Genomic DNA, 22657 nt, shown 5'->3' on the forward strand with positions numbered 1-22657 from the left:
CGACAGATTCCTGGTACCAGGAAGAATTCGCAATGGTCACTGAAGAGCATGACTTGCCGCGGACGCGAAGGCTGAGTCGGCTGCGTTTCCCCTTTGATTATATGATGGCACCGGATCAGGAACACGAATCGTTGTTCGATGCTGCGGCCGGCGGTGATCAGGAGGCCATCGGCAAGTTGTTCGACGCTCACCGCGAGCGGCTGTTGGTGATGATCCGCCTGCGTTTGGACCGGCGTCTGCAGCGGAGGGTCGACCCGGGCGACGTGCTACAGGATACCTTTCTGATAATCCAAAAGAAGTTTCCGAAGTATTTGAAGAATCCGGAGTTGCCATTCTTCCTCTGGCTGCGTTTGGAAACGGGGCAGACGCTGGTCGATCTCCACCGCTTTCATTTGGGTGCCCAGGCCCGAGACGCGGGACGTGAAATTTCACTGCACCGAGGCAAATTACCATCCGTGGAATCGATCACGCTTGCCGAACGTCTGTTGGGACGACTCACGTCGGCCAGCCAGGCCGCGATGCGAGTCGAATTGAGGCAACGAGTGCAGGATGCGATTAACGAACTGGAACCCGGAGCCCGAGAGTTGTTGGTGATGCGTCATTTCGAAGAGCTGACCAATGGCGAAGTGGCACAGATTCTGGGGATCAGCCCGACGGCGACTTACGGCCGATACTTACGTGCAGTCCGCCGGATGCGGAAATCGCTGGAGCAGTTTCCGGGCGGAATGGAGGTGTTTTCGAAATGAGCGAAGTTGACCGGCGGGATGAGATGATCGGTCGAATCGCGGACGAGTTCCTCCGTGATTGTCGCGCCGGTTGCATCCCGAGCATTGAAACGCTGGTCAGCAAGCACCCTGAGTTTGCCGATGAACTTCGCGACTTGCTTCCCACGCTGGCGGTGATGGAACAGGTCAAGCTCGCGGACGAGGAGGAAGATTCCGACCACCTTCCCGCAGCGGACGAATCGATGGTCGATCGGACACTGGGCGATTACCAGATCGTTCGTGAGATCGGTCGCGGGGGAATGGGGATCGTTTACGAGGCCGAACAAATTTCACTCGGCCGTCGCGTCGCGATCAAGGTGATGCCGCGGCAATCGTCCTGGGGCGGGACTCAGCGAACAAGATTTGAGCGTGAGGCCAAGGCCGCCGCACGTCTCCACCACACCAACATCGTTCCCGTTTTTGGTGTCGGTCAGGCCGAGGGGGTTCACTACTACGTGATGCAGTTGATCGTCGGCCAGGGGCTCGATGACGTGCTGGATCAGCTGAAGTCGATCGGACGGCGTTCGGCCGACCAAATCGGCCACCGATCGATATGGGAGCACGTCGGTGGCGGCGAGGAGTCGGAGCAGACCGACCAGAAACCGAGCTCGCCCTCGTCCGGGGCCGCGCCAGCGAGATCGGGATCACGGGGTGGAACCGGCTCAAGCACCGGTTCATCGATTGATCCGTATTGGCGGAATGTAGCGCGGATCGGACTTCAGGTCAGTGATGCGCTCCATTACGCCCACACGCAGGGCGTCACCCACCGCGATATCAAACCGAGCAACCTGCTCCTGGACCATCGCAACGATGTTTGGATCACCGATTTTGGACTGGCCAAGGCTGATGACGACGATGGGAAATTGACTCGTTCGGGAGATATTCTGGGCACGATAAGGTACATGCCGCCGGAGGCGTTCGGTGGCCGGTCGGATGGCCGAAGCGATGTTTATTCGTTGGGCATCACACTTTACGAAATGGCAACCTTGGTCCCGGCTTTCGATGCGGTGGATCGCCGGGAGCTGGTCAAGCAGGTGACGACGGGACGACCGTTGCCCGTGTCCCGCGTCAATCGACAAGTCCCCAGAAATCTGGCAACCATCATCGAGAAGGCGATGGAATGCAGACCGGAAGACCGGTATGCCTCGGCCGGCAAGATGCGTGAAGATCTGCGTCGGTTTCTCAACGACGAGCCGATTCTTGCCCGTCGTGCGACGCTCGGCGAGCGTTGCGGCCGATGGGCAAGACAGAATCGTGGTCTCGCCGCGTCGCTCGCCGCGGTCGCCTCGCTGTTGCTGCTGATCGCTTTGGCCAGCAGCGGTGCGGCCATCTACTATTTTGATCAGGAGGAGCAGCAGCGGCGGTTGTTCCAGCAGGCGCGGTCGGCTTCCAACGCGAACGAACAATTGTTGCACGAGCTTGAAGATGCCCTCGATCGATCCCGGCAGGCGACCGTCGACGCCGAGAACGCTCGCCAAACAGCGGAACGAGAATCCGAACGCACGAGCCGAAGTCTGTATTCGGCAAGCATGATCAATGCCGCCAATGCAATGGATCAGCACCGTGGATTTGCGCGTGCCCAGGAACTGCTTGACCAATGGCGGCCGACAGGCCATCGTCCCGACCGACGGGGGTGGGAATGGTTTTACATCCAAGCGTTTTGCAACCAGCATGATTTCATCCTTGACGGACACGACAGCGAAGTGCATGCGCTGGCGCTCGGCCCGCAACAGCGGTTGGCGTCGGCGGGACGTGACGCCCAATTACTGATCTGGGATTTGCAATCGCGTCAAGTGCTCAGGCAAATTGATTCTCCCGTAGGACCGTTGAACTGCGTCAGCTGGGACGGTCCCAGGAATCGCATCGCGGTCGGCGGCTCGAAGGGGATCGCGGTCTACGAAACCACGACATGGAAACGGATCTATCTGTCTCCAAGCCCACTGACGATTTACGCGCTTCAGTGGAGCCCTGACGGCCGCTGGCTGGCAAGAATCGGCAGGGCACCCGCTTCCGCCGGCCCCGTGCCCCATTACTGTCTGCTTGATGCCGACACGTTCGACGTTGCCCAGGAATTGCCCGGCGTCTTGAACAGGAGCGTCCAGTTCACTTTTCAGATCGACTGGTCCGAAGATAGTCGCCTGCTCGCATATCCGGCGAAGAAGCAGGCCAGGGTTTGGGATCGCGATGCGGGACAATTGCGATTTGAAACTAACAAATCATGGGGCGAACTGCGTGCAATCCAGTTCCATCCGACCAACCCCAACGAAATCATTGTCTGTGGTCGTGACGGGGTCGTGAGACTCTGGGATTGGAATCGTCAGCAGATCGTGACGACGATGATGGCGCATACCCACGCGGCCGCCGCGGCGGCCTGGCACCCGAGCGGGCGGCGTGTGGCGACGGCTTCCTGGGATGGAACGGTGCGAGTCTGGCAGTCGGAAAGTGGAACGCTGCTTCGCACTCTCCACGGACACGAGCGTCACGTCTTTAACCTCCAGTGGGATTCCATTGGCGAGCATCTTTTTTCGACCGGCATGGACGGGGCGATCAAATGTTGGCGACCTGAAGCTGCGGCATGTCGTCGAGAGTTACCGGCGATAACGCACCCGGTGAGTTATTGCGGATTCAGTCCCGATGCGGACCGTGTCGCTTTGGCGTCGGGTGTCGGAGCATTGATCCTGCGTGACACGAACGACGGGCATGTGCTTGCGGAGGCTAAGCACGGTCGCTGCCGTTTGAAAGCGTTCGATTTCTCACCGGATGGCCGCCGGTTGGCCATCGTCGGCGGCGTTGGCACCGTTTACGATCCCGGACTGCTTCGGGTCTGGGATTCCACGTTCGAGTGGCCGACGCGTGAGATCCGACCTGACGCCACGCTCCGTGCCGTCGACTGGAGCCCGGATGGCAAATGGATCGCGGTCGGTGGCGATGACGGATCGGTATCGATTTTCGATCCGAATTTGCAACCATGCGCCAGGACCATTGAACGGGAGCCGGGCAGCATCTGGTCGCTCGCCTGGCGTCCCGATGCGCGAGAATTGGCAATCGGCGGAATCAGGTCGGGGCTGCGAGTGTGGGACTTTGAGACTCAGCAGACTCGTCGGTGGCATCAGCCGCAAGATTCGGTCATCGATGTCGCCTGGAGTCGCTCAGGAAAGCAGCTGGCGGTTTCCACCTCTGACAACCTGATCCGAATCCTGGATGCGGCCGACCTAAGCCAGATCGCTCAGTTGCCCAGGCAATTCGAGACGGTCTACGCTCTAAAGTGGGGGCCGGGAGATCGTCGCCTGATGACGATCGATGCCCGGGGCACACTATTGCTCTGGGATCCAGTCAGTTGGCAACGGACGCTTAAGTTAACCGTGGGGTCCGGAGGAGTGCGGGCGGCCGACTGGAGCGAAGACGGCGAGAAGATCATCGCGCCGCGCGATAACAAGATCGTGATCTGGGACGCATCGCGAGGATACGCCGCCGAATCATCCGACCCTACGTGGGATCAGCCGTTTCGAGCGAGCGTACGGGCATTGAAACCGCGAAAGATCGCACCGGGGCCCGTAGGCTCGCGCCCAATGGCACCTACTTTATGAGCCGACGGCGCTAGCCGCGGGCCTTGGATTGCCCGTCGAGGCATGTAAGGCCCGAGGCTAGCGCCCACGGCTCAGTTTGTGATCGACAGTAGGTGGTGTTGGGCTCGCGCCATACGGCTGATTAAATCAACAGGCCGGGGCAACACCGGCGGGACGCCACGATGCCGACCTCTGGCAAAAAAAACACGCTCCCCGCCCGATAAGGGGGATGAATCACGGCGGCGGTTCTCCGTGTAAGGGACTGGGGACCGGCGAGCTTCACCGCTGCGACGTTCACACGATCGGCGTCGATCGGTTCCCGATGCGACTCGCCGACAATCCCGATGACTTCGGAATCGGTGTGACCACTGGGCCCTTTTATCAGCGAACCAATTCTTATGTCTACTCTCCCGTCAACCGCACACCGTCGTCGTCGAAAGCTAACCCGCCATCGCCGCAGCCGCGCCGAACAGCTTGAACGCCGCGATCTGCTTGCCGCATCGTTGAGTATCGGGGACGCGACCGTCGAGGAGGGCAACCCGGGCGGGGCACCGGCCGAGTTGAAGTTTCCGATCACTCGAGCCGGGGATACCAGCGAGGAGTTGACGGTGACGTTCGAAGTCTTCGCCGCCGGCGACGATTTGCCCACGGACGATGAGCGAGGCGCTGCCCAACGTGGGCTGGCAGCCGCCGGAGGCAAGGATGCCGATTTCGTCGTTCCCGCCTTCCAGACGGTCACGATCCCGGCCGGTTCGGTCAACGAAACGTTAACCATCACGGTGAATCCCGATGTCGTCCCCGAAGGCGATGAACGACTGGAAGTGCGATTCAAGTCGGTTGTCGGTGAGGTGACGTTTGCGAGCGAGGAGGATACGCGGGCGACGGGAACGATCGTCAATGACGATCGGCCCAACGAACTTCTGGAACTACTGACGAGTCTCGACACGGAGGAGCGAGATCGTCTGATCGGGCAGGTCAAGGACGGGTTTGATGACACCTTCGCGGAAATCGTTGCCGGCATCGAAACTGCCGTTGACGAGATTTCCGGGGTACCCATCGTCGGAGGGCAACTTGCCGATGCGGTCGAGCCGGTGCTGACCGAGATCGAGGCGATTCAGACCGATTTGACGGAGTTGGTCGAGACGGTCTTTACTTCAACCAGCGAGAACTTGATCGCCGACTTCCAGAACGCGATGTTCGAGATCCTCGAACCGATCCTGATGGACAGCCCCGATGCGGGCACCGATATTTCGGCGAGCGACATTCTGCTCAGCTACGGCGCCGACGATCTTGACGGTCCAAACGACGAGGGGGACGGGAATCCGGATCCAGGCACCAGCTGGGTCCAGTTCGACTTTCATCTCGGCCAACGCACCATCCAAGATCTGCCGTTCGAGTTCAATCTCGGTGCCGCCACCGCGTTGCCGGGGCTGGAAGCACTCGGATTGAGTGTCGATGCGTCGGACGGACTTCGTTTCGATTTACGCTGGGACCTCCGCTACGGATTCGGGCTCAGCCAACGTTATGGGATCGACCCGAATTTCGACCTCGACTACTTCTACGTGAACTCCGGCGCGGTCGATGTCACTGGAACGCCGGTGGAAGAGTTTCGCGCTTCGATCGACATCAAGTCCGCCCCCGCCAAAGACGACGATGGCTTTGATGTGCTCAGCACCGATGCTGGACTGCAAGCCGAAGCGACGATCGGATTGCTGGCGGCAAAAGTCGAAGATGGGATTCCCTTTGCCGTCGACATTACCGCCGAGCGAGGATTCGACTTCGGCGGCAGCGAGACGGAGGCCGACTTCACCTTGGTGATTGACTCGGGTGGCGATGAGCCGGTACAGGTCGACATCTCAGGTCTCGCGCTGCCGACCGGGGCCGACGATGATCTGGCTGGCGCGATCGAGAACCTGGGGACCTTTCTGATCGATCTGCAAGCGGAATTGATTGCGAAGTTGGAAGGCAAGTTCAACGACGTCGAGACGACACAGGGTGAGGGCCAAACGGCGTTCGTCCCGGTCACCGTGTCGCTCGATTTTGGCAGCATAAACGGTTTTGCCAATCCGGACTTGCCGACCACGCCCTCGATTGTCCTCAGTGCGGAAATCCCACAAATCTCATCGATGACGATCATTGGCGGTGGAGAACTTGGTTTTGCGGAAAGCAACCTCGGCAGTTTGCTCGATCCCGGTCCCTTCGGTCAATTCGATGACGGGCGGAGTGCTGCGTTAGGTTTTGATGCCTCGCCATTCGATGAATCAGACTTCACAACCGCCAGCAGCGAAGTCGTGCCGGGCCGGTTCCGGTTGCGTGCCGGCGCTGCAGCCCCTGCGAGCGGGCTGTTGCGACAGGACACGGAATTCACCCTGGTGCTTAACAATGGCCAGGGTGCCGAATCCGAAGAGCGGATCCTGATCTCGATCAGCGAGGAACAGAATCGCGACATCAAGTCGCTGCGAGACCAACTGAACACCAAGAGTCTGGAATCGGTCTTCCGCGACACGATCAATCAGGCGATCAGTCAACAGCAGAAGAACAATGCATACGAGACGATTGACGTTCAGATCGATGACGAAGGATTCTTTGTTCTGACTTCGCGCGGCGATGCAGCCAACCCGGGTCCGACAATGGACATCGACTACCCGTCGACCGACCAGTCCAAGATTTCGGTGGTGTTTACCGTCGACATTGATGACCCGAACTGGACGCTGTTCAACCAGCGACAGAATCCTAATGATCAAGCGTTTCTCGATCGGGTGACCCGCGGCGACATCCAGGACGCGACGAAGATCACCGATCGATTTCAGCCCGAAGCCGAAGCCTCGTTGGCATTAAAACTGCACACCACAGCCGACTTGAACGCGTTGATTGAGGAAGCCGGCGACTCGATCCCCACGGTGCCGCTGATCGACCAAGGATTGCTGTTTCCCCAAATCGAGTTTGACTTTGTGCTCGACGCAACCGCTTCGGCCAAATTCAAAAACCCGAAGACGCCCGATCCGGACAACGATGAGGCGGGGGAAAAACGATACACCAACGAACTTGAAACGCTCAGTTTCGAAAATGTTTCGATTGACATCGGAACGCTTCTGGAAACGTTCGTCCAGCCGATCGCCAATTTTGTCGGTACCGCACTTGGCCCTGCGTCGGTCATCGTGGGAGGTCTGGCAGGTGACAACTTCCTTGATCTCAAGCTGCCGGTGCTGGACGAATTGCACGACAAATGGAATTCGATCCCGGAAAAGCTGTTGGACTTGGCGGGTGACAACAAAGACCACATTTATCGCTTCCGTGAAGCATTGGGAACCGTGCTCGGAATAGCCGAATCGGTCGAGGTTTTGCTCCGGGATTACGAGGGCGAGGCAATCGCCTTGGGTTGCTTCGAATACTTCAAGCCCGAGAATGCCGACAGCCGAGTTCTCGCACCCTGTGCGGCGGCGTCGGCGATCGATTCGGCGACGAGCACCGAGGCAAGCCAGTTCATCAACGCCTACAATCAGGCGACCAGCACGGTCGGCGGCTTGCGTTTCGACTTCTTGCAGCCGACCAATTTTGTCAGCCTGCTAAGCGGCGAGGATGCTGACCTGGTCAGTCTGAACATTCCCGCACTGAACGTTACGCTCGGCAAGAGCATCAATATCGACTTCGGGCCCGCCACTTTGAACGGTGACGTGGAGGCCGAGATCAACACCGAGTTGGGGCTCGTTTACGACACCATCGGTCTTGGCAAGATTGTTGGTGCCTTCCGTCGTGGCGACGACCCCAATTGGGATGATCTTCTCGACGGGATTTACATTCGCAACTCGGACGGCAAGGAAGTCGATGTCCAGATCGAAGCGGGGGCCAATGCAAAAGTTGATGTGGAGATCGCATCGGGAAGCGTGCGAGCCGAGTTGAGTGGCAGTGTGGGCCTGGATGTTCTTGACCCCAATGAAGACGGCGCACTGCGACTCGATGAAATACAAAGCGTTACCGGCGGTGATCCCGATAAGGTGTTCTGTCTGGTCGATGCGTCGGCCAACCTGTCAGGAGAGCTCGACCTGGAGGTGGAGTTTTTCGGTATCGGCGGTAGTCTGAGCGACATCGGCCTGGAAGGATTGACTGAAATCGACGTCAATTTAAGTTTTCAACGAGGTGAACTGAAAGACCTACTTGAGGATTTGGGCTTTGATCTCGATTGTCTGGACGAACCGAACCCGATCCTAGCATCGCCGAGAATCGAGAACGGCGAAGAGGTGATCCGGATTCACACCGGCCCCTACGCTCGTGACCGTGTTGAGGGCGATGTCAGCGACGAGGACGGGCCGGCGGTGATCTCAGTCGAACAGAATGGTAACGAGATTACGGTGATCGGATTTGGCGGTGAGACCACGGTTCCATACAAACCCGATCAGCCGCCGCTGATCGTGATCACGGGCGGACCTCATGGTGACGTCTTCGACTTGTCGGACGTCAGTTCCCTGTCGATTCGAATGGAAGGAGCCGGCGGCGGAGATACGCTGATCGGTGGTGACCAGCAGGACGGTTTTTTTGATGAAATCTACGGCGGCAACGGTAGCGATTTCATCGACCCTGGTCGAGGAGACGACGTTGTTGTTACCGGTGCAGGGTCCAACGTGGTCCTCTCAAGCCCGGGTGCCGATACGATCGATGCCAGCGCGAATACCGCCAGTGGCGGTTTTGTCTATGGCTACAAACTCGACGCTCTGGGAAGACTGGAACGCGACGGCCAAGGCGACCCGATCCCACTGCCGGACCGCAACGTGGGCGATACCGTGATCGGATCGGACATGGACGACTTTCTGGTCGGTACGTCTGTCGCCGGCGGCAAGGGCGAAGACACCATCCGCGGAACTGGAACCGGTGGCACGCTCGATGGTGGCGCAGAGAACGACGTCATCGTTGGCAGCGATGGCGATGAGACACTTTTCGGAGGACCCGGTGAGGACACGCTCAATGGCGGAGGCGGTGCCGACTCCATCCTAGGCGGTGACGACAACGACGAGTTGATTTCGGGCTACGGCGACATCCTGGTCAGCGGGGGCGGCGGAGAGGATGAACTGACGGTTGATCTGGGCACTGAAATCAGCGGGCTGGGCATCGTCGGTATCAAAACATCACTCGGCGATGGCAATTACACCGCCCAGTCGATCAACGATTCGACGATCACGGACGATCCCTTCCCCTCGGAGAGTACATCCTATGCTGGTATCGAAACGATCGCTGGATACCGACTGGGGAACGGTCAAGACACCGTCGAAATCAACGGCGTCGCCGTGGAAGTCGAAGTCTTAACGCTGGCCGGCGAAGACACCATCCGGTGGATCAACAACTCGGCCGAGGTCGAACTCGACGCGGGCGAGGATCGAGATGAACTGGTGATCGATCGCAGCGGCCAGTCCGACCCGATCGATGCAACCTTGCAGAGCAGAACGATTCGTGGATTTGCAAACGAGCGACTTGTTTTTTCAGGCTTGGAACAGATCACCGTCACGACCGGCAGCGGTTCCGATCGCGTCCGGATCGACGCGCCGGCGGCAGACTCGACGATCCGAGGCGGCAGCGGCGATCACGTCTTCGTGGAACGGCTGACCAACGTCGCGACGATCACGGCCGAGCAAGTGATTCTGGAACTGGATTCCGACGCCAGCGGACTTCGAAACGAGTTCGGCGATGGCGACCGTTTGAGGGCCACCGTCGACAAGTTGATCGTTGACAACCGCGAGAACATTCATGCGCTGGAATTTTCGGTGAAGGACCGCGAGGTGCTGGTCGCAGGTTTGACCGGGCCGCTGATCGAAAACACCTCAGGAATTGATTTGATCGAGTTCCGGGGAACCACCGCAGCAACGACCCAGGACACACTGCAAGTCGTCGACGCCGCGGAGTCCTCAAAAACTTTTCGCATCGAAGATCGACTCGTCGAGGTGATTCAAGGCGGTGACGTTTTAAAACCGGCAGCCCGATCGTCGGAAGTCGTCGTCGAATATCCGGAAATGCCGGTTTTGGACGGACCGCTGCAATTGATCTTCGCTCCCAGTACAGGGGCCCCGGGAAGAAGCCTGTACGCGGCGGGCGACCATGGAATCAGTATCTTTCAAGAGTCTCTTGATACCCGATACGAGTTTTTTCCCGTTGGCAAGATTGATTCCCCATTCGGATCGCTGTCAAGTCGCACGCAATTGCGGTTCGATCCCTTCGGGACGTTTCTTTATGTCAGTAAGCATTTGCCGAGTGAGCGCACGAGCAAAATTGCGGTTTATCAACGTGATACCGCGTCGGGGGCTCTATCGCTGGTCGAAGTGATTGACGAGTTTCCCGAAGCTACATTGCGGTTGAAGGGTTATCCGGCAATCGTTGACATGCAGGTGATCGAGGAACGCGTCTTTTTGACCGTCGAAGACACCGGCGCACCGGATCCGGAAACACATGTCCTACGTTTCGAACGCGAGCGGCTTTCGGTCGTTGGTCACACGGGAAAACTGATTGAGGGGAAATTCGAAGGAGGCCCAGCGACGGGAGTCCCGATCGATTCGGTGTGGGACCCCAGCGGCGAGAACCTTTTTGTACTCACCGATCACCGGTCACGCCTCCAGGTACATCGCTATTCAGCGGATCCCAACAACGAGACCCGTCTAAGGGGACCGTTTTTGGATTACGAAACTGGACGTGGCCCGGGTCAGGGAGAGAAGTTGGAGGTTCAGCCGGTTCGCCATTCGTCGCCGCGAAAGGTCTACCTTGTCCAAAGGGACCGGATCACGGTTTTCACCAAGAACGGTGCAACGGATCAACTGGAAAAAATCCAGGATGTTGCATTTCTACCCCGTGAGAATGCACCCAGTTCCGATTCTGAAAACGATCTGGAATTCAACGGTAACGGGACTGTTGTTTACATCAACAACGGTGCTGAATTGCAAGCTTACCACCTTGGTTTTGACGGTCTATTTCTGGATGAGCGTTCAAATTCGCGACCGGCTCTCACGGCAATGCCGTTTGCAACATCAGGCGCCCTCTCGGTCACGAACGACCTCAACAGCGATTCACTTGCACGAGATCCTCGTAGCGGACGCTTGATCGCGACCACGGGCGAGAAACAGTTCACCACCTTTACCGAACCCACGAGCGGGGACTCGATTGAGGCCATTCAGCAGGTGGCTGATGGTGTGAGACAAACCTTTGACACTTCTTCGTTACTCAAACTGGTCTATTCCACCGATCGGCCGCGAAACGCTTACGGACTTTCCGACAACGGATTTCTGATCGAATTTGATCGTTCGGTCGACGGCGACCCGCAAATGAATCCGGAAAGCATCCTGACGCCGGATGACTGGGAGTTTGATCGGCTTCGTGACAAGGGCCTTGCATTTGCCACCGACCTGTTACTTGCCGACGACATCGGCGACGACGAACACCTGTACGTGGCGACCTCCGATCGAACCGGCGGCGGCGGGATCACGCTGTATCGCCGCGACGGCGCCAGTGGTGACCTGACATTTGACCCAACGATCGACGGGTTTGTACGATTCAACGGCGTCCGCACCCTGCAGCTCAGCCCCGACGGCGACACCTTGTGGGCTGCTTCTCTCGGAAGCGTCACCCCGTTCACTCGTGACAAGACGACCGGATACCTGACTCAGGGAACGGGGACAGGGACTCTTGATTTCACCAGTGAATTTGCCATCGATCCAGAATCGGACTTCATTTTCCTCGCCCTCGGTGGTTCCGACGGCGGCATTGCCACGCGGCTGCAAAGTGATGTTGCTAACGAACCAGGTGCCCGGTTTGAACCGCTGCCAAATGCGACGAGTGTGAAACTGATCGGCGACCAGATCTACGCCGGCACGAGCGACGGTCTGCTGAAGGTCTACAACGTGAATCACAAAGGCGAGCTGACGCTGCTGCAGACCGTTTCCGGCGGTTCGGGTGGTGCCGGCTCTCTGAGCGACGTCGTCGATATTGTCTCCAGCCGAGATGATCGATACGTCTTCGCCGGTTCCGCCGAGGGCGTGATCATCAGTTATCGACGCGATCATTCCACCGGAAGGCTGTCCTTCTCCCAACGCACGGCAGAAGGAATTCTAGGCATCGAGGGGATCGTCGAGATGACCTCACTGACCTTCGCCGCCTCGGAGAACGAATACCTGCCCGATCTGCTGTATGTCACCAGCCCGAACGGCTGGACGGCGATCGAAATCACCCCCAGCAACTTTGTCCGGACGAGTAGCTACCGGGTCGGATTCGATGACCACTTCGCTTCTCTGACAGTCGCATCTGCGGACGCCGAAGGCGGCGGTGATTTCAGCGACAGCGTCAGTTCCACTGGCGTTAGCGTCGTCCCGTTGACCATTGAAACCTTTGGCGGTGCCGATGATGTATCGATCGCCTCTCAACCGGGCAGACTGACCGTCGATACCGGGCCGGGCAGTGATTTCGTCAGTTTGAGATCGGTCGTGGGTGAAAAGACGACCATCGAACTTGGCAGTGGCGACGACACGATCGACGTCAACCTGCCGGGCTTGGACATCTCCGGTGACGACGCGATTGTCTCGATCAACGGTGACAGCCCTCTGTTCGACAACAATCCCCCGCTGGGTGATACGCTGACCTACATCGTCGGCGGGCTGACGTTTGATGCCGATCCGGAGACTGCACTGGAGACCCCCGAAGGCCAGATCAGTGTGGGCGGTCAGGTAATCGTGAAGTGGGAAGAGATCGAGAACCTGGGGGCTCTCGCCGCTCTGTCGGCCTCGATCACCGTCACTCCGGGAAGCGTCGCCGAAGGCAACTCCGTCGATTTGACCGCTACCGCGTCCGCCGAAGGCGTCATCGTTGCCGAAAGCGATTATCAATGGGATCTCAACGGTGACGGGGTGTTTGGGGACCGAACTGGCAGCACCCTTTCGCTCGATTGGTCCGCATTGCAGGCACTGGGAATCGACGACGATGGTAATTACCCGATCGCCGTGGAGGTGGCCACGTCCGGCCTCCGCACGATCGCGTCCGCATCGATCGTCATCACCAATGCGGATCCGGTCCTCTCGGCCACCGTCAGTCCTGGCACGATCCACCAATTTGAATCGGTCAGCTTGACACTCGGATCAACCGACCCAGGGGACGATACGATCGAGCGTTGGGAAATCGATTGGGACAGCGACGGCAGCGTCGATGACATCTACTTCATCGCTGCGGGCGTCGTGCCCCATGTCTACAACGGATCCGGGACCCAAACGATCACGGCGACGGCGTTTGATGAGGACGGTGGCCCCTATGCAGCGGTCACTGAAACGGTCGTCGTCAACGAGATTCCGCCGCGTGTACGGGCATTCGAGGGCACCACCGTTTTGAATGAGGGTGGGACGGGGAATTACACGCTGGTCGCAACCGGCGGAACCACCACGCCCCTTTCGTGGATGGTCGATTTTGGCGACGGAACGATCGAACAAATCACGTCGACGGAGTTTACCCATACGTACGCTGACGACGGAATCTACACGATCAACGCCATTGTCTTGGAGAACGACGGGAGCAGCCAGTCGGCAACCGCAACCCTGACGGTCGAAGTCAATCCGGTCGATCCGACGATCATCACCGAGCCGGGGGCGTCGCCGATCGACGAAGGCCAGGTGTACACGCTTGGGGTCGCAGCGATCGATGATCCCGGAGACGACACCATCACCCACTGGACGATCGACTGGGGCGACGGCACGGTCGAAGCGATCGTTGGCGACATCCGTTCGGCGGCTCATCCGTATCTCGACGACAGCGCGGCGGAGCCGGGCGGTGAGTACCAGATCACCGTGTGGGCGACCGACGAAGACGGGACCTATCAGGCAACCGCAGCTGTCCCGGTGGCGGTTACCAATGTCGCCGAGCCGATGATCAGCGTCCCGGACAGATTTTCCTCCATCAGCAATATTGATTTCACCGTCGCCGAAGGTCAGCCGTTGGAGTTGATCCTGTCCAATGACGACCCGGGTAACGACACGACAACCGAGTGGATCATCGATTGGGACGGTGACGGACCACTGACGCCCGTATCCTACCCCAGCGACCCGACAGCGCCCCTTCGCCATGTCTCCTTCGTCTACACCGCCGAGATCGCTCCGCTGCAGATCACCGCGCTGATGATCGATGAAGATGGTGAGCATCCGGCCAATTCCTTGACCGGAGAAGTCACTAACACGCCTCCGACGCCGAGAATCCGCGGCGGTTCGACAACCGCCGTCGAAGGCAGCCCCTTCTTTGTCACACTCGACCCGGGTACCGAAGGCACCAACACGAACATCGTCCGCTGGCGGATCGAATGGAATGACGGAACTGGCGCCGAAACGATCCCGCTGGAAGAACCGTCCACCAACGTGACCCTCTCTCACGTCTTTCCCGACGGGGATGGCAGTGGCATTAATGTCAATGCGTTTGCAATCGACGAGGTCGGCCAGCAGTATCCGGCTGCCTTGACCGTCCCCGTGCTCAACCAGCCGCCCACGATCTCGCTCTCGGGACCGGCATCGATCGAGGAGAATACCGAGTACCAGCTGACCCTCGGGCCGGTGATCGACCCGGCGATCATCGACACGGTGTCGCGTTACGTCATTCATTGGGGTGACGGCTCATCTACCCAGCTGACGTCGCAGGAAGTGAGCGATCTCGGCGGTGTGGTGCCCCACGTGTATCTGGATGATCCGCCGTTCCCCGGCAATGTTGACACCATCATCAACGTCGACCTGGTTGATGAGGATGGACGGGCTCCCAACGCGGGATCCACCCGCGTGCAAATCGTCAACGTCGCCCCGGTCGCCGATGCGGGAGGCCCCTACCAGATCCTGCTCCCGGCCACCCAAGTGACGTTGAGTGCCTTGGCGATCGATCAAAGTCCGTTAGACACATTCACGTTCGAATGGGATTTCGATGACGATGGGGTTTTCGGCGATGCGACCGGACCCAACCCCATCTTCGACGCAACCGGTGCCTTCCCTGGGCAAGTTTTCAATATCGGCCTTCGGGTTACCGACGACGATGGGGATGTCAGCGAGATCGTAACCACCACGGTCCAATACCTCTCGATTCCCGAAATAGATTCGATCACGCTCGCCCAGGCCTCTATCAACGAAAATGATGTTGCGGTGTTGACCGTCGATTTCAGCGACACCGATCCCAATCAGACCCATACCATCACGGTCGACTGGGGCGACGGAGTGGAGCCGACGGTCCAGACACTGCCGGTCGGAGAGCGCTCGATCACGCTGACCCATCCTTATTTGGATGATGATCCGACAGACACCCCTGCCGATTCCAACACCATCGACGTCACCGTTGCCAACACCGCCGCCGACGACACAGGATCGACCGGCATCACGGTCGCCAATGTCGATCCCGACGTGCTCGAGTTTGTCAGCGACGCTGCGATGCTGGAAGCCAAATCGAATGATCTGGCGGTCACCATCAGCGGCTGCGTGGGCGACATCGGATCGCTCGACACGCACGTCGCGGTGATTGACTGGGGGGATGGGAGCGATCCGGATACGATCGACGTTGATCAATTGACGCGAGGCTTCGCCGCACAGCATGACTATCCTGGGCCTGGGATTTATGAAATCACCGCCAAGGTGATCGACGACGACGGTGGCGTGTCGGAGATCGCCACAACAGCGGCGGTGATCCAGGGCGTAGGTCTGGTCGATGGCACACTCTTTATTATCGGCACCGGCGGCCGTGATCATGTCAAGTTGGACTACAAGGAGAAAAAGGACGAACTCGATCTCAATGTGAAATTCAACCAGGGCGCCGGTCAAGACCACGTCAAAGCGACGTTTCAGGCATCGTCGATTCAGCGAATCGTCGCATTCTTATGTGGTGGCGATGATCACTACCACGGAAAAATCGATGGCAAGAAGGGATCATCAATCTCGATTCGTCAAATCGTCTTCGGTGGTGTTGGACTGGACCACTTGCAGGGCGGCGATACCGAAGATGCGCTACTGGGCGGGGCGGGGAAAGATGACATCAGGGGCCACGGCGGTAACGACCTGCTGATCGGCGGTCACGGCGAAGACAAGATCCACGGCGATCATGGGGATGACCTGTTGATCGGTGATGCAATCGGTGCCGACGAAAGTGCGGTGACAACGGTCGGGCATTTGGATGCGGCACTGCAGTCGTGGGCCGCCGCCGCGGATCCAGGCGGCGCCGTGAGTGCTCTTTCTGGCATCATCGACGACGGGGACGACGATCGGCTGCACGATCGCAAAGGGGCCAACGAGTTCATCGAGGGAGCGAGCGATCAGCCCTGGATCTGGTGGGTCGATGTTGACGGCAACGGTGAATCAACCGCGCTCGACGCATTGTTGATCATCAACCGTCTATCGATGACTCACCGTGCCAAGGGCGAAGCCGACGGGGCTGCGTCCGAGACAGGTATCTACGATGTCAACCTGGATGGACGCGTGACGTTGCTCGACGCCCTTCAGGTCATCAACGCACTGGCGCGTTCGACAGGTCCGTCTGCGGGCTCGGCCCCGAGGTACACACCGCCGGTTGCAGCTTGGCACGACGCGGTCGACACGCTGATGAAGGATCGGGACCCCCTGGAACACTTGGATCCTTCGCTTGAACAACCCATGCTCGATAGCGGATTGTATCGGCCACGCGGTCGGAGTTTGTGAGCTCACTGCTCGCGGAGTGGATCTTCCCGGTCTGACGAGCCGATCAACGAAATCTATCTCGCCGAAGCGATCGATGATCGCTTCGCTTCTCATTTCGAATCGACCAAACCTCGCAACGTGAACTTGGAAACCAGCAGCGCGTTTTGCGTGTTGCCTGCCGACGACTGCGTTGGTGCTTGCAGCAATTTGGGCAGCGCGACGGTTTCGAAGAACGAGAGATTGGGACGTTTCCCGAGTTCATCCAGTTTTTCCTGAATCGACTGTCCCCGCTCGGTTTGTAACATCATCGGAATGTTGCCTGCCGAACGCGACCACGCCTTCGTACCTCCGCTTTCGATTGTGATCGTCGAATTGTAGACGTTGGCAATATAAGCGCCTCGGGCGATGTATGAGATCGCTTCCTGTTTCGGACCCGTGATCCCCGCCTTGATCTTGATCGCGGCGCTGTTGTTGAGATTGTATCCGGCCTTGGCGATCGCTACTTTTAGTTTCTGTTCGACTTCAGCACGGTCATTCCCCGGGACGCCTGAAACATCAAGTGCGACGCTGACGCCCGGGTGGATCAAAAACACACTGGGATCATCCACGGCTTGCTTCAGAATCTCAGTCGCCTTGGGATGCGGGATCGAAGTCGGAACGATCAAACCGCCTTTGTCGGACAGCAGTCCGACGAACTCCGTTCCGCCGACCGAAGTGATCGCCGCCGCATCCTTGTAATCACAGACGGTGATCCGTGACGGGATGTGCAACAGCAAGTGGTTGTTCAACAGCGCAAAGTCGGGCGCGGGATAGCTGAGCCCATTGGGTGCAATCGGGGCTCCGCCTTCGCGTGAATACTCGTCGATCGTTTCTCCGGTCGTCAGGTCCATGACACGAAGCGTGTTGATAAACGAGAGCAGCATCTTGTCGCCGCTTTCGTTGAGCCGCATTTTGGTCCAGCCGAGACGCGGTTTACCTTCCAGTTGCATGCTGCCTTTGGATTGTCCGCTCGCGGGATCGACCAACATCAGCGTTTGTTCGTCCAGCACAAACATCTGCTTTCGATCGGTCGTCAACGTGACTTCAAAGTTGCGTGACAGGCGGGCATGCCAAACCGGGGTGAGGCTTGCCAAGTCGAAACAGGCAAGGTGGCCGTTATCGCCGAGCATCACGAGCAGGTCGCCGTCGATCGGGATGGCCTGGACCGGATGGGCGTTGCTGGTTTTTCCGAATGCCTTTTTGTCGTCTTTGAAAGGCACCCAGATTCCCGAACGCGTGACCTTGGTGCCCGTCAAATTCCAGAGTTGAAGCTGGTCGCCGGTTTCAAACCCGTCGCGGTCGCCGCCGGTTCCTTGCATCAACACCGTCTGGCCGTCATTCAGGACCGCCAGCGGGCACATGTTGCACTCGACCGGTTCGGAGTTGATCGCTTTACCCGACGGCAGATCCACCAATGAGATTCGGCTGAGCGGCTTCGGTGTGCTGAATGTCCACGTGTAACCTGCCACGCAGCGCGCCGCCAACGGGTTGACCTTCAATCGTCGCATGCCTTCGAAAAAGTTGGCCTTCCCGGGCAGCGAGGCGGATTTGGGTTCAAAGGCTAACGTGTTGCTGGCCGGCGGCGTGTAAGTCCATGGGCTCTCCCCGAATCCCCTGTCGATCGTCGGCACGTTGTTCCAATTGACCACCGGCGGGTTGTCCCATGCCGAGCGTGATGGGCTGGCGCCACTTGACTGTGCGGCGGGAACAGTGGCGGGAACCGTGGTGCGAGGCTGCGGGGCTGCATCGACCATTTCGAACGGGTTCTCGCCGGCTTCCAAGAAATCTTGGTCGGCCTGACTGAGTCGCGTCAGCGGAATCTTGAGTGTTTTTCCCGCGTCGGTTTTCAGAAACACGACGTCGTCTTGAACCTCGATCAAGCTCGCCGTGACGCGAAACTTGCCGGTCGAATCCGTCCAGACCCGTGGTTCATCGGCGACCGACGGTGAAGAAACCAGTGCCAGAGAGAGGGTGAGTGCGGCGGAAAAAAAACAGTGTGTGGAGAGAGGTGTTTGCATGAATCGAGATCCTAAACAAGGACGACGAGGGAGCTTTCGTTGTCCAGAATACACGATCAGCACCGTGTCGTGCCGAACCACGCTGGATAGGCGTGGGCGGGCGGAAAGGGCTGTGGTCAAAAAATTTGCTGGTCAAAAAATGGGAGCTGTGTGTGGTGCACGATTCGAGGGCATTATGTTTTGACCCACTCATTTTTTGACCACCTTCTAACGCCGGTCGCTACGTTCGATGCTGTTTCCTGCGCGAGGCAATTCGGTCGCGTTACTCGCTCCAAAACGTCGACGCCTTCGGGGCGGTGTAGGCGATGTCCAGATGCGGGGTGTCAATCGGTTTTTCGCCCGCGTGAAGACTGTCGACGCCTCCGATGACCATTCCCGAGGTGAGCAGGGTCCGTTGGACGGGATAGGGAGCTTTACCGTCCAGGATCATCGTCTCGATGTGCCGGACCAGCGGGTTGAAAAAGTCAGCCGTGGTCGAACCGTGACCGGGCATGGGCAAGTACATTTGGCAGGACACCCGGCTACCATCGGCCAGCATCCCGGCATAGTTGAAGTCGCGAATTCCCGTCAGCAGCATGGTCGTCTTCAGCCCGTCCAGGTGTTCGATCAAGTAACCGGTCGTCTGTGGCATGGTTTGACGCATCCAGTCGATCGAAGGCACATCGGTCGGGAACCCGGTTTCCACAGGCAGATTGTGACTGCGCGAAAGCGCGGCGGCGACCAGTTGTCGGGTGATTTTGCAATCCTCCGATTCCAGCCGTTTCCAAAGGTTGTCACCTCGCAGTGCGTGAATCCGTCTGACGCCGCGTTCGCCTCCGGCGCGTCGTTCGGACATGCACTGGGCGGTTTCCAGGGCGTGAATGTCGTAGCTGTCGATACCGCCATAGGCCACGCACACGCTTTCTTGCAGCGGGGCGTCATAGGGCATTTCGATCGCGGGCATCCGCCGCGTCACCGGCAGCGACGATCCGGCCAGGAAGGGGAACCCCAACCGCCGGGCATCGTCGACCATCTCCACACACTCGTTCCAGTCGGTTGACAGATGTTTGTCGTTGAACACCGGCACGCTCCGTCCGCTGCGTTCAAAGACGTTGACGATTCGCTTGAACCAGTCGTAGCGTGGATAGAGGTACTGCCCTTTTTCGTTGCGGGGGTAGTCGCCGTGTTCACCGATGACCACGACGCCATCAACGGCTAACGTTTCCCCGCCCAGCGTCAGCGCTTCTTCGATCGTCGGAAAGAGCTTCAATCCGTGACGCTTGACACGCCCGCGGGCAAGGTCATCGTCGGGAAACTGGTCGATGAAGACCGAAGCGACGTCGATCCGTGGTTGCTGCCAGCGGCCGTTCCAGCTGTAGCCCAGCGTGTGGCGATCGAGGAAGTGTTGGGCATGTGAATGGCGTCGAACCACCGTGCCCAGAAAGGCGATCTTGGGACGTTTGCCGGGTGCGGCGACCGATTCATCCGCAGCGGCCCGGTGCTGTGGTGCCAATCCGGCGGCGCAGTGGAACGCGCCCAATCCGAACAACGTCTGCCGACCCGATCGGGCCAAGAAACGACGACGATCAAGCTGCACTGGCTTAGGTTTCACTGGCTCAGGCTTCACTGAGTGAGGTTTCATCAGGCTGGTCTCTCCAAAAAATCCAAAGAATGATGGCCGCAAGGGCGGGCAAGCACGCTGCGGCGGCCAGCCCCAGGTCATAGGACCCGGTCACATCGACGAGTCGGCCGAACAATTTCTGCGTCGGCGGGACCAAGAACCAGGCCGTCACCCCCGCGATCCCGGTGATCTTGCCTTGGTGTTTGCCCGAGATGTCTTGTGTGAACGCGTGGTACAGCGGAAACATCCCCAGTGCGCCGGCGCCGCCAAAGAGCAGCACGGCCAACAGGATCCAGCCCTTGGGCAACCAGGGCAACGACAGCATCGTCAGGCAGAGTGCGGCACAGGCGGTGAACATGATTTGTCGTGCACGGGTCGCCGACAATCCTTTCGAGCACAACCACAGGACGACGGCGCCGACACCGAGGCAACCGACATCGGTGGCGGCGAACCAGGCGGAATTGAACAGCAAGGTTTGCGTTTCGCTATAGCCGCGGCCTTCTTCCAAGAACAAGTGCAGCCAGGCGCGAAACAATTGCCACGTCGTGTTGATCAGACAGACAATGATCAGCACCACGATCATTCGTCGTTGCAGCAGCACGCTCCAGGGCGTCGCCTGTTTGCGTTGCAACGTATCGCCAGCCAGATCGGCCGACCGTGCGATCGAAAACCAGGCGATCACCCAAAAGACACCGATTCCGCCGACGATCGCAAATGCCGGACGCCAGCTGCCGATGTCATCGGTCAACAACGCCAGCATGATCAACGGCGCGAGCACGGCTCCGATCGACGTTCCGCTTTGCAGCAAGCCGTTGCCCATCGTGCGACCGCGGGCCCGCGTCAGGCTGCGGACGACACGCACGCCGCACGGCCAATGCCCCGCTTCGAACATCCCCAACAACAGCCGCAGCCAAAGCAGGTCTTGATAACCGGTGGCCAGCGCCGTTGCGGCGGTCACCGTCGACCATGAAATCACAACCACGGGGTACAGCCAACGGACGGGCATGATGTCGGCGAGAATGCCGAAGACGATCGACCCGAGCACAAAGCCGTAACCGAAGACCGCTTCGATATCACCGTATTGTTCATTGACCAGATCAAATTCGCCTTTGATCCGGGCCGACGCACTGGCCAGTGTTTGGCGATCGAGGTAATTGAGTGCCGAGGCGAGTAACAGCAGCGCACAAATCAGCCCGATTCGGGTCCGGCTGACGGTCGGTGTGTTTTCGTCGTTGGGGGCTGCGTCTTGCATGTGAATCAATTCATCCCTCCCAGGATCGGCCGTCCCATCGCGTGACACGTTCAAGCAGAGCGACGACACCGTCGGCAAAGACTTGCAGTAGTTGTTCGCCTTTGTCGGCCGACGCGGCCGCGGCGTCACCGACGTGTCCGGGGCCGGAACGGTCGCTCATCGTCCAACCTCGCGACGCCGGCAAGAACGGATTGCCGAATTCGACCGGATCGACGGCGGTGTGGTCGTGGACCAATTCCGGCGTCAACGCCAAGATCATCGACGTTTCCCACTCACAGGCATGCCCCATTTCCTGCTGACGCAATTCGTCCAACCGGTCCGCCGGGTCGGCCAGGTGCCAGTAGGTTGCCGCCAGCAGCAACAGGTCCTTGCGGTCGCGATAGCGCTGCCGCAATTCGAACACGACCTGTCGCGCCGGGACATCGTTGCCGCCATGTCCGTTTAAGATCAGGATCCGACGGAACCCGTGGCGGATGAAGTTGTCCATCAGCCCGGTCAGCAGGTCCAAGTAGACGCGGGGATCAGCCGAAAGCGTGCCGGGAAAATCCATGTGGTGATGCGAATTGCCCAGCCACATCAACGGGGCCAGTAACGTGTCGCCGTCGAAGGATTCGTGGGCGCGGCGGACGATTTCGCCCAGCAGCATGCTGTCGGTAAAGACGGGCATGTGGCGGCCGTGTTGTTCCAGCGCGGCGACGGGAATGATGACCGGCGTGTCGCGGTCGAGCGCATCGACCTGGGGCCAAGAGAGTTTGGCGAGTTCCATGGCGGGGA

At 59.0% G+C, this 22657-nt stretch carries 7 protein-coding genes; 3 read left to right on the plus strand and 4 right to left on the minus strand.

The genetic code is table 11. The features are described from left to right. The first annotated feature begins 32 nt into the window (after positions 1 to 32). The 3 genes from Mal15_RS24870 (at position 33) to Mal15_RS24880 (ending at position 16995) form a co-directional block, all read left to right on the plus strand. On the plus strand, positions 33 to 746 hold the full coding sequence (locus Mal15_RS24870; RefSeq protein ID WP_199773730.1) for an RNA polymerase sigma factor: 714 nt from the start codon (positions 33 to 35) through the stop codon (positions 744 to 746). After that, positions 743 to 4351, plus strand: a complete 3609-nt coding sequence (locus Mal15_RS24875) for a WD40 repeat domain-containing serine/threonine protein kinase (RefSeq protein WP_147870225.1) — start codon at positions 743 to 745, stop codon at positions 4349 to 4351. Before Mal15_RS24870 ends, Mal15_RS24875 begins: the two co-directional genes overlap by 4 nt. A 377-nt stretch (positions 4352 to 4728) precedes the next feature. Continuing rightward, positions 4729 to 16995, plus strand: a complete 12267-nt coding sequence (locus tag Mal15_RS24880) for a PKD domain-containing protein (protein WP_147870226.1) — start codon at positions 4729 to 4731, stop codon at positions 16993 to 16995. An 89-nt stretch (positions 16996 to 17084) separates the two neighbouring features. Here the strand turns inward: Mal15_RS24880 and Mal15_RS24885 are convergent, their stop codons facing one another. The 4 genes from Mal15_RS24885 to Mal15_RS24900 form a co-directional block, all read right to left on the minus strand. After that, positions 17085 to 19031 (minus strand): SHD1 domain-containing protein, encoded by a 1947-nt coding sequence (locus tag Mal15_RS24885; RefSeq protein WP_147870227.1) that lies wholly within the window; start codon positions 19029 to 19031, stop codon positions 17085 to 17087. 262 nt (positions 19032 to 19293) lie between these two features. After that, on the minus strand, positions 19294 to 20622 hold the full coding sequence (locus tag Mal15_RS24890) for a hypothetical protein (protein WP_199773731.1): 1329 nt from the start codon (positions 20620 to 20622) through the stop codon (positions 19294 to 19296). 4 nt (positions 20623 to 20626) lie between these two features. Further along, on the minus strand, positions 20627 to 21883 hold the full coding sequence (locus Mal15_RS24895; protein ID WP_147870228.1) for an MFS transporter: 1257 nt from the start codon (positions 21881 to 21883) through the stop codon (positions 20627 to 20629). A gap of 10 nt (positions 21884 to 21893) precedes the next feature. Next, positions 21894 to 22649, minus strand: a complete 756-nt coding sequence (locus Mal15_RS24900) for a creatininase family protein (RefSeq protein WP_147870229.1) — start codon at positions 22647 to 22649, stop codon at positions 21894 to 21896. Between the last annotated feature and the right edge of the window lie 8 nt (positions 22650 to 22657).

It is taken from the genome of Stieleria maiorica (genome assembly GCF_008035925.1).
Taxonomy (GTDB): domain Bacteria; phylum Planctomycetota; class Planctomycetia; order Pirellulales; family Pirellulaceae; genus Stieleria; species Stieleria maiorica.

Coding starts and splice junctions, on each gene's coding strand:
- Mal15_RS24880 (WP_147870226.1), top strand. CDS start 4,729: ATGTCTACTCTCCCGTCAACCGCACACCGTCGTCGTCGAAAGCTAACC.
- Mal15_RS24875 (WP_147870225.1), top strand. CDS start 743: ATGAGCGAAGTTGACCGGCGGGATGAGATGATCGGTCGAATCGCGGAC.
- Mal15_RS24895 (WP_147870228.1), bottom strand. CDS start 21,883: ATGCAAGACGCAGCCCCCAACGACGAAAACACACCGACCGTCAGCCGG.
- Mal15_RS24870 (WP_199773730.1), top strand. CDS start 33: ATGGTCACTGAAGAGCATGACTTGCCGCGGACGCGAAGGCTGAGTCGG.
- Mal15_RS24900 (WP_147870229.1), bottom strand. CDS start 22,649: ATGGAACTCGCCAAACTCTCTTGGCCCCAGGTCGATGCGCTCGACCGC.
- Mal15_RS24885 (WP_147870227.1), bottom strand. CDS start 19,031: ATGCAAACACCTCTCTCCACACACTGTTTTTTTTCCGCCGCACTCACC.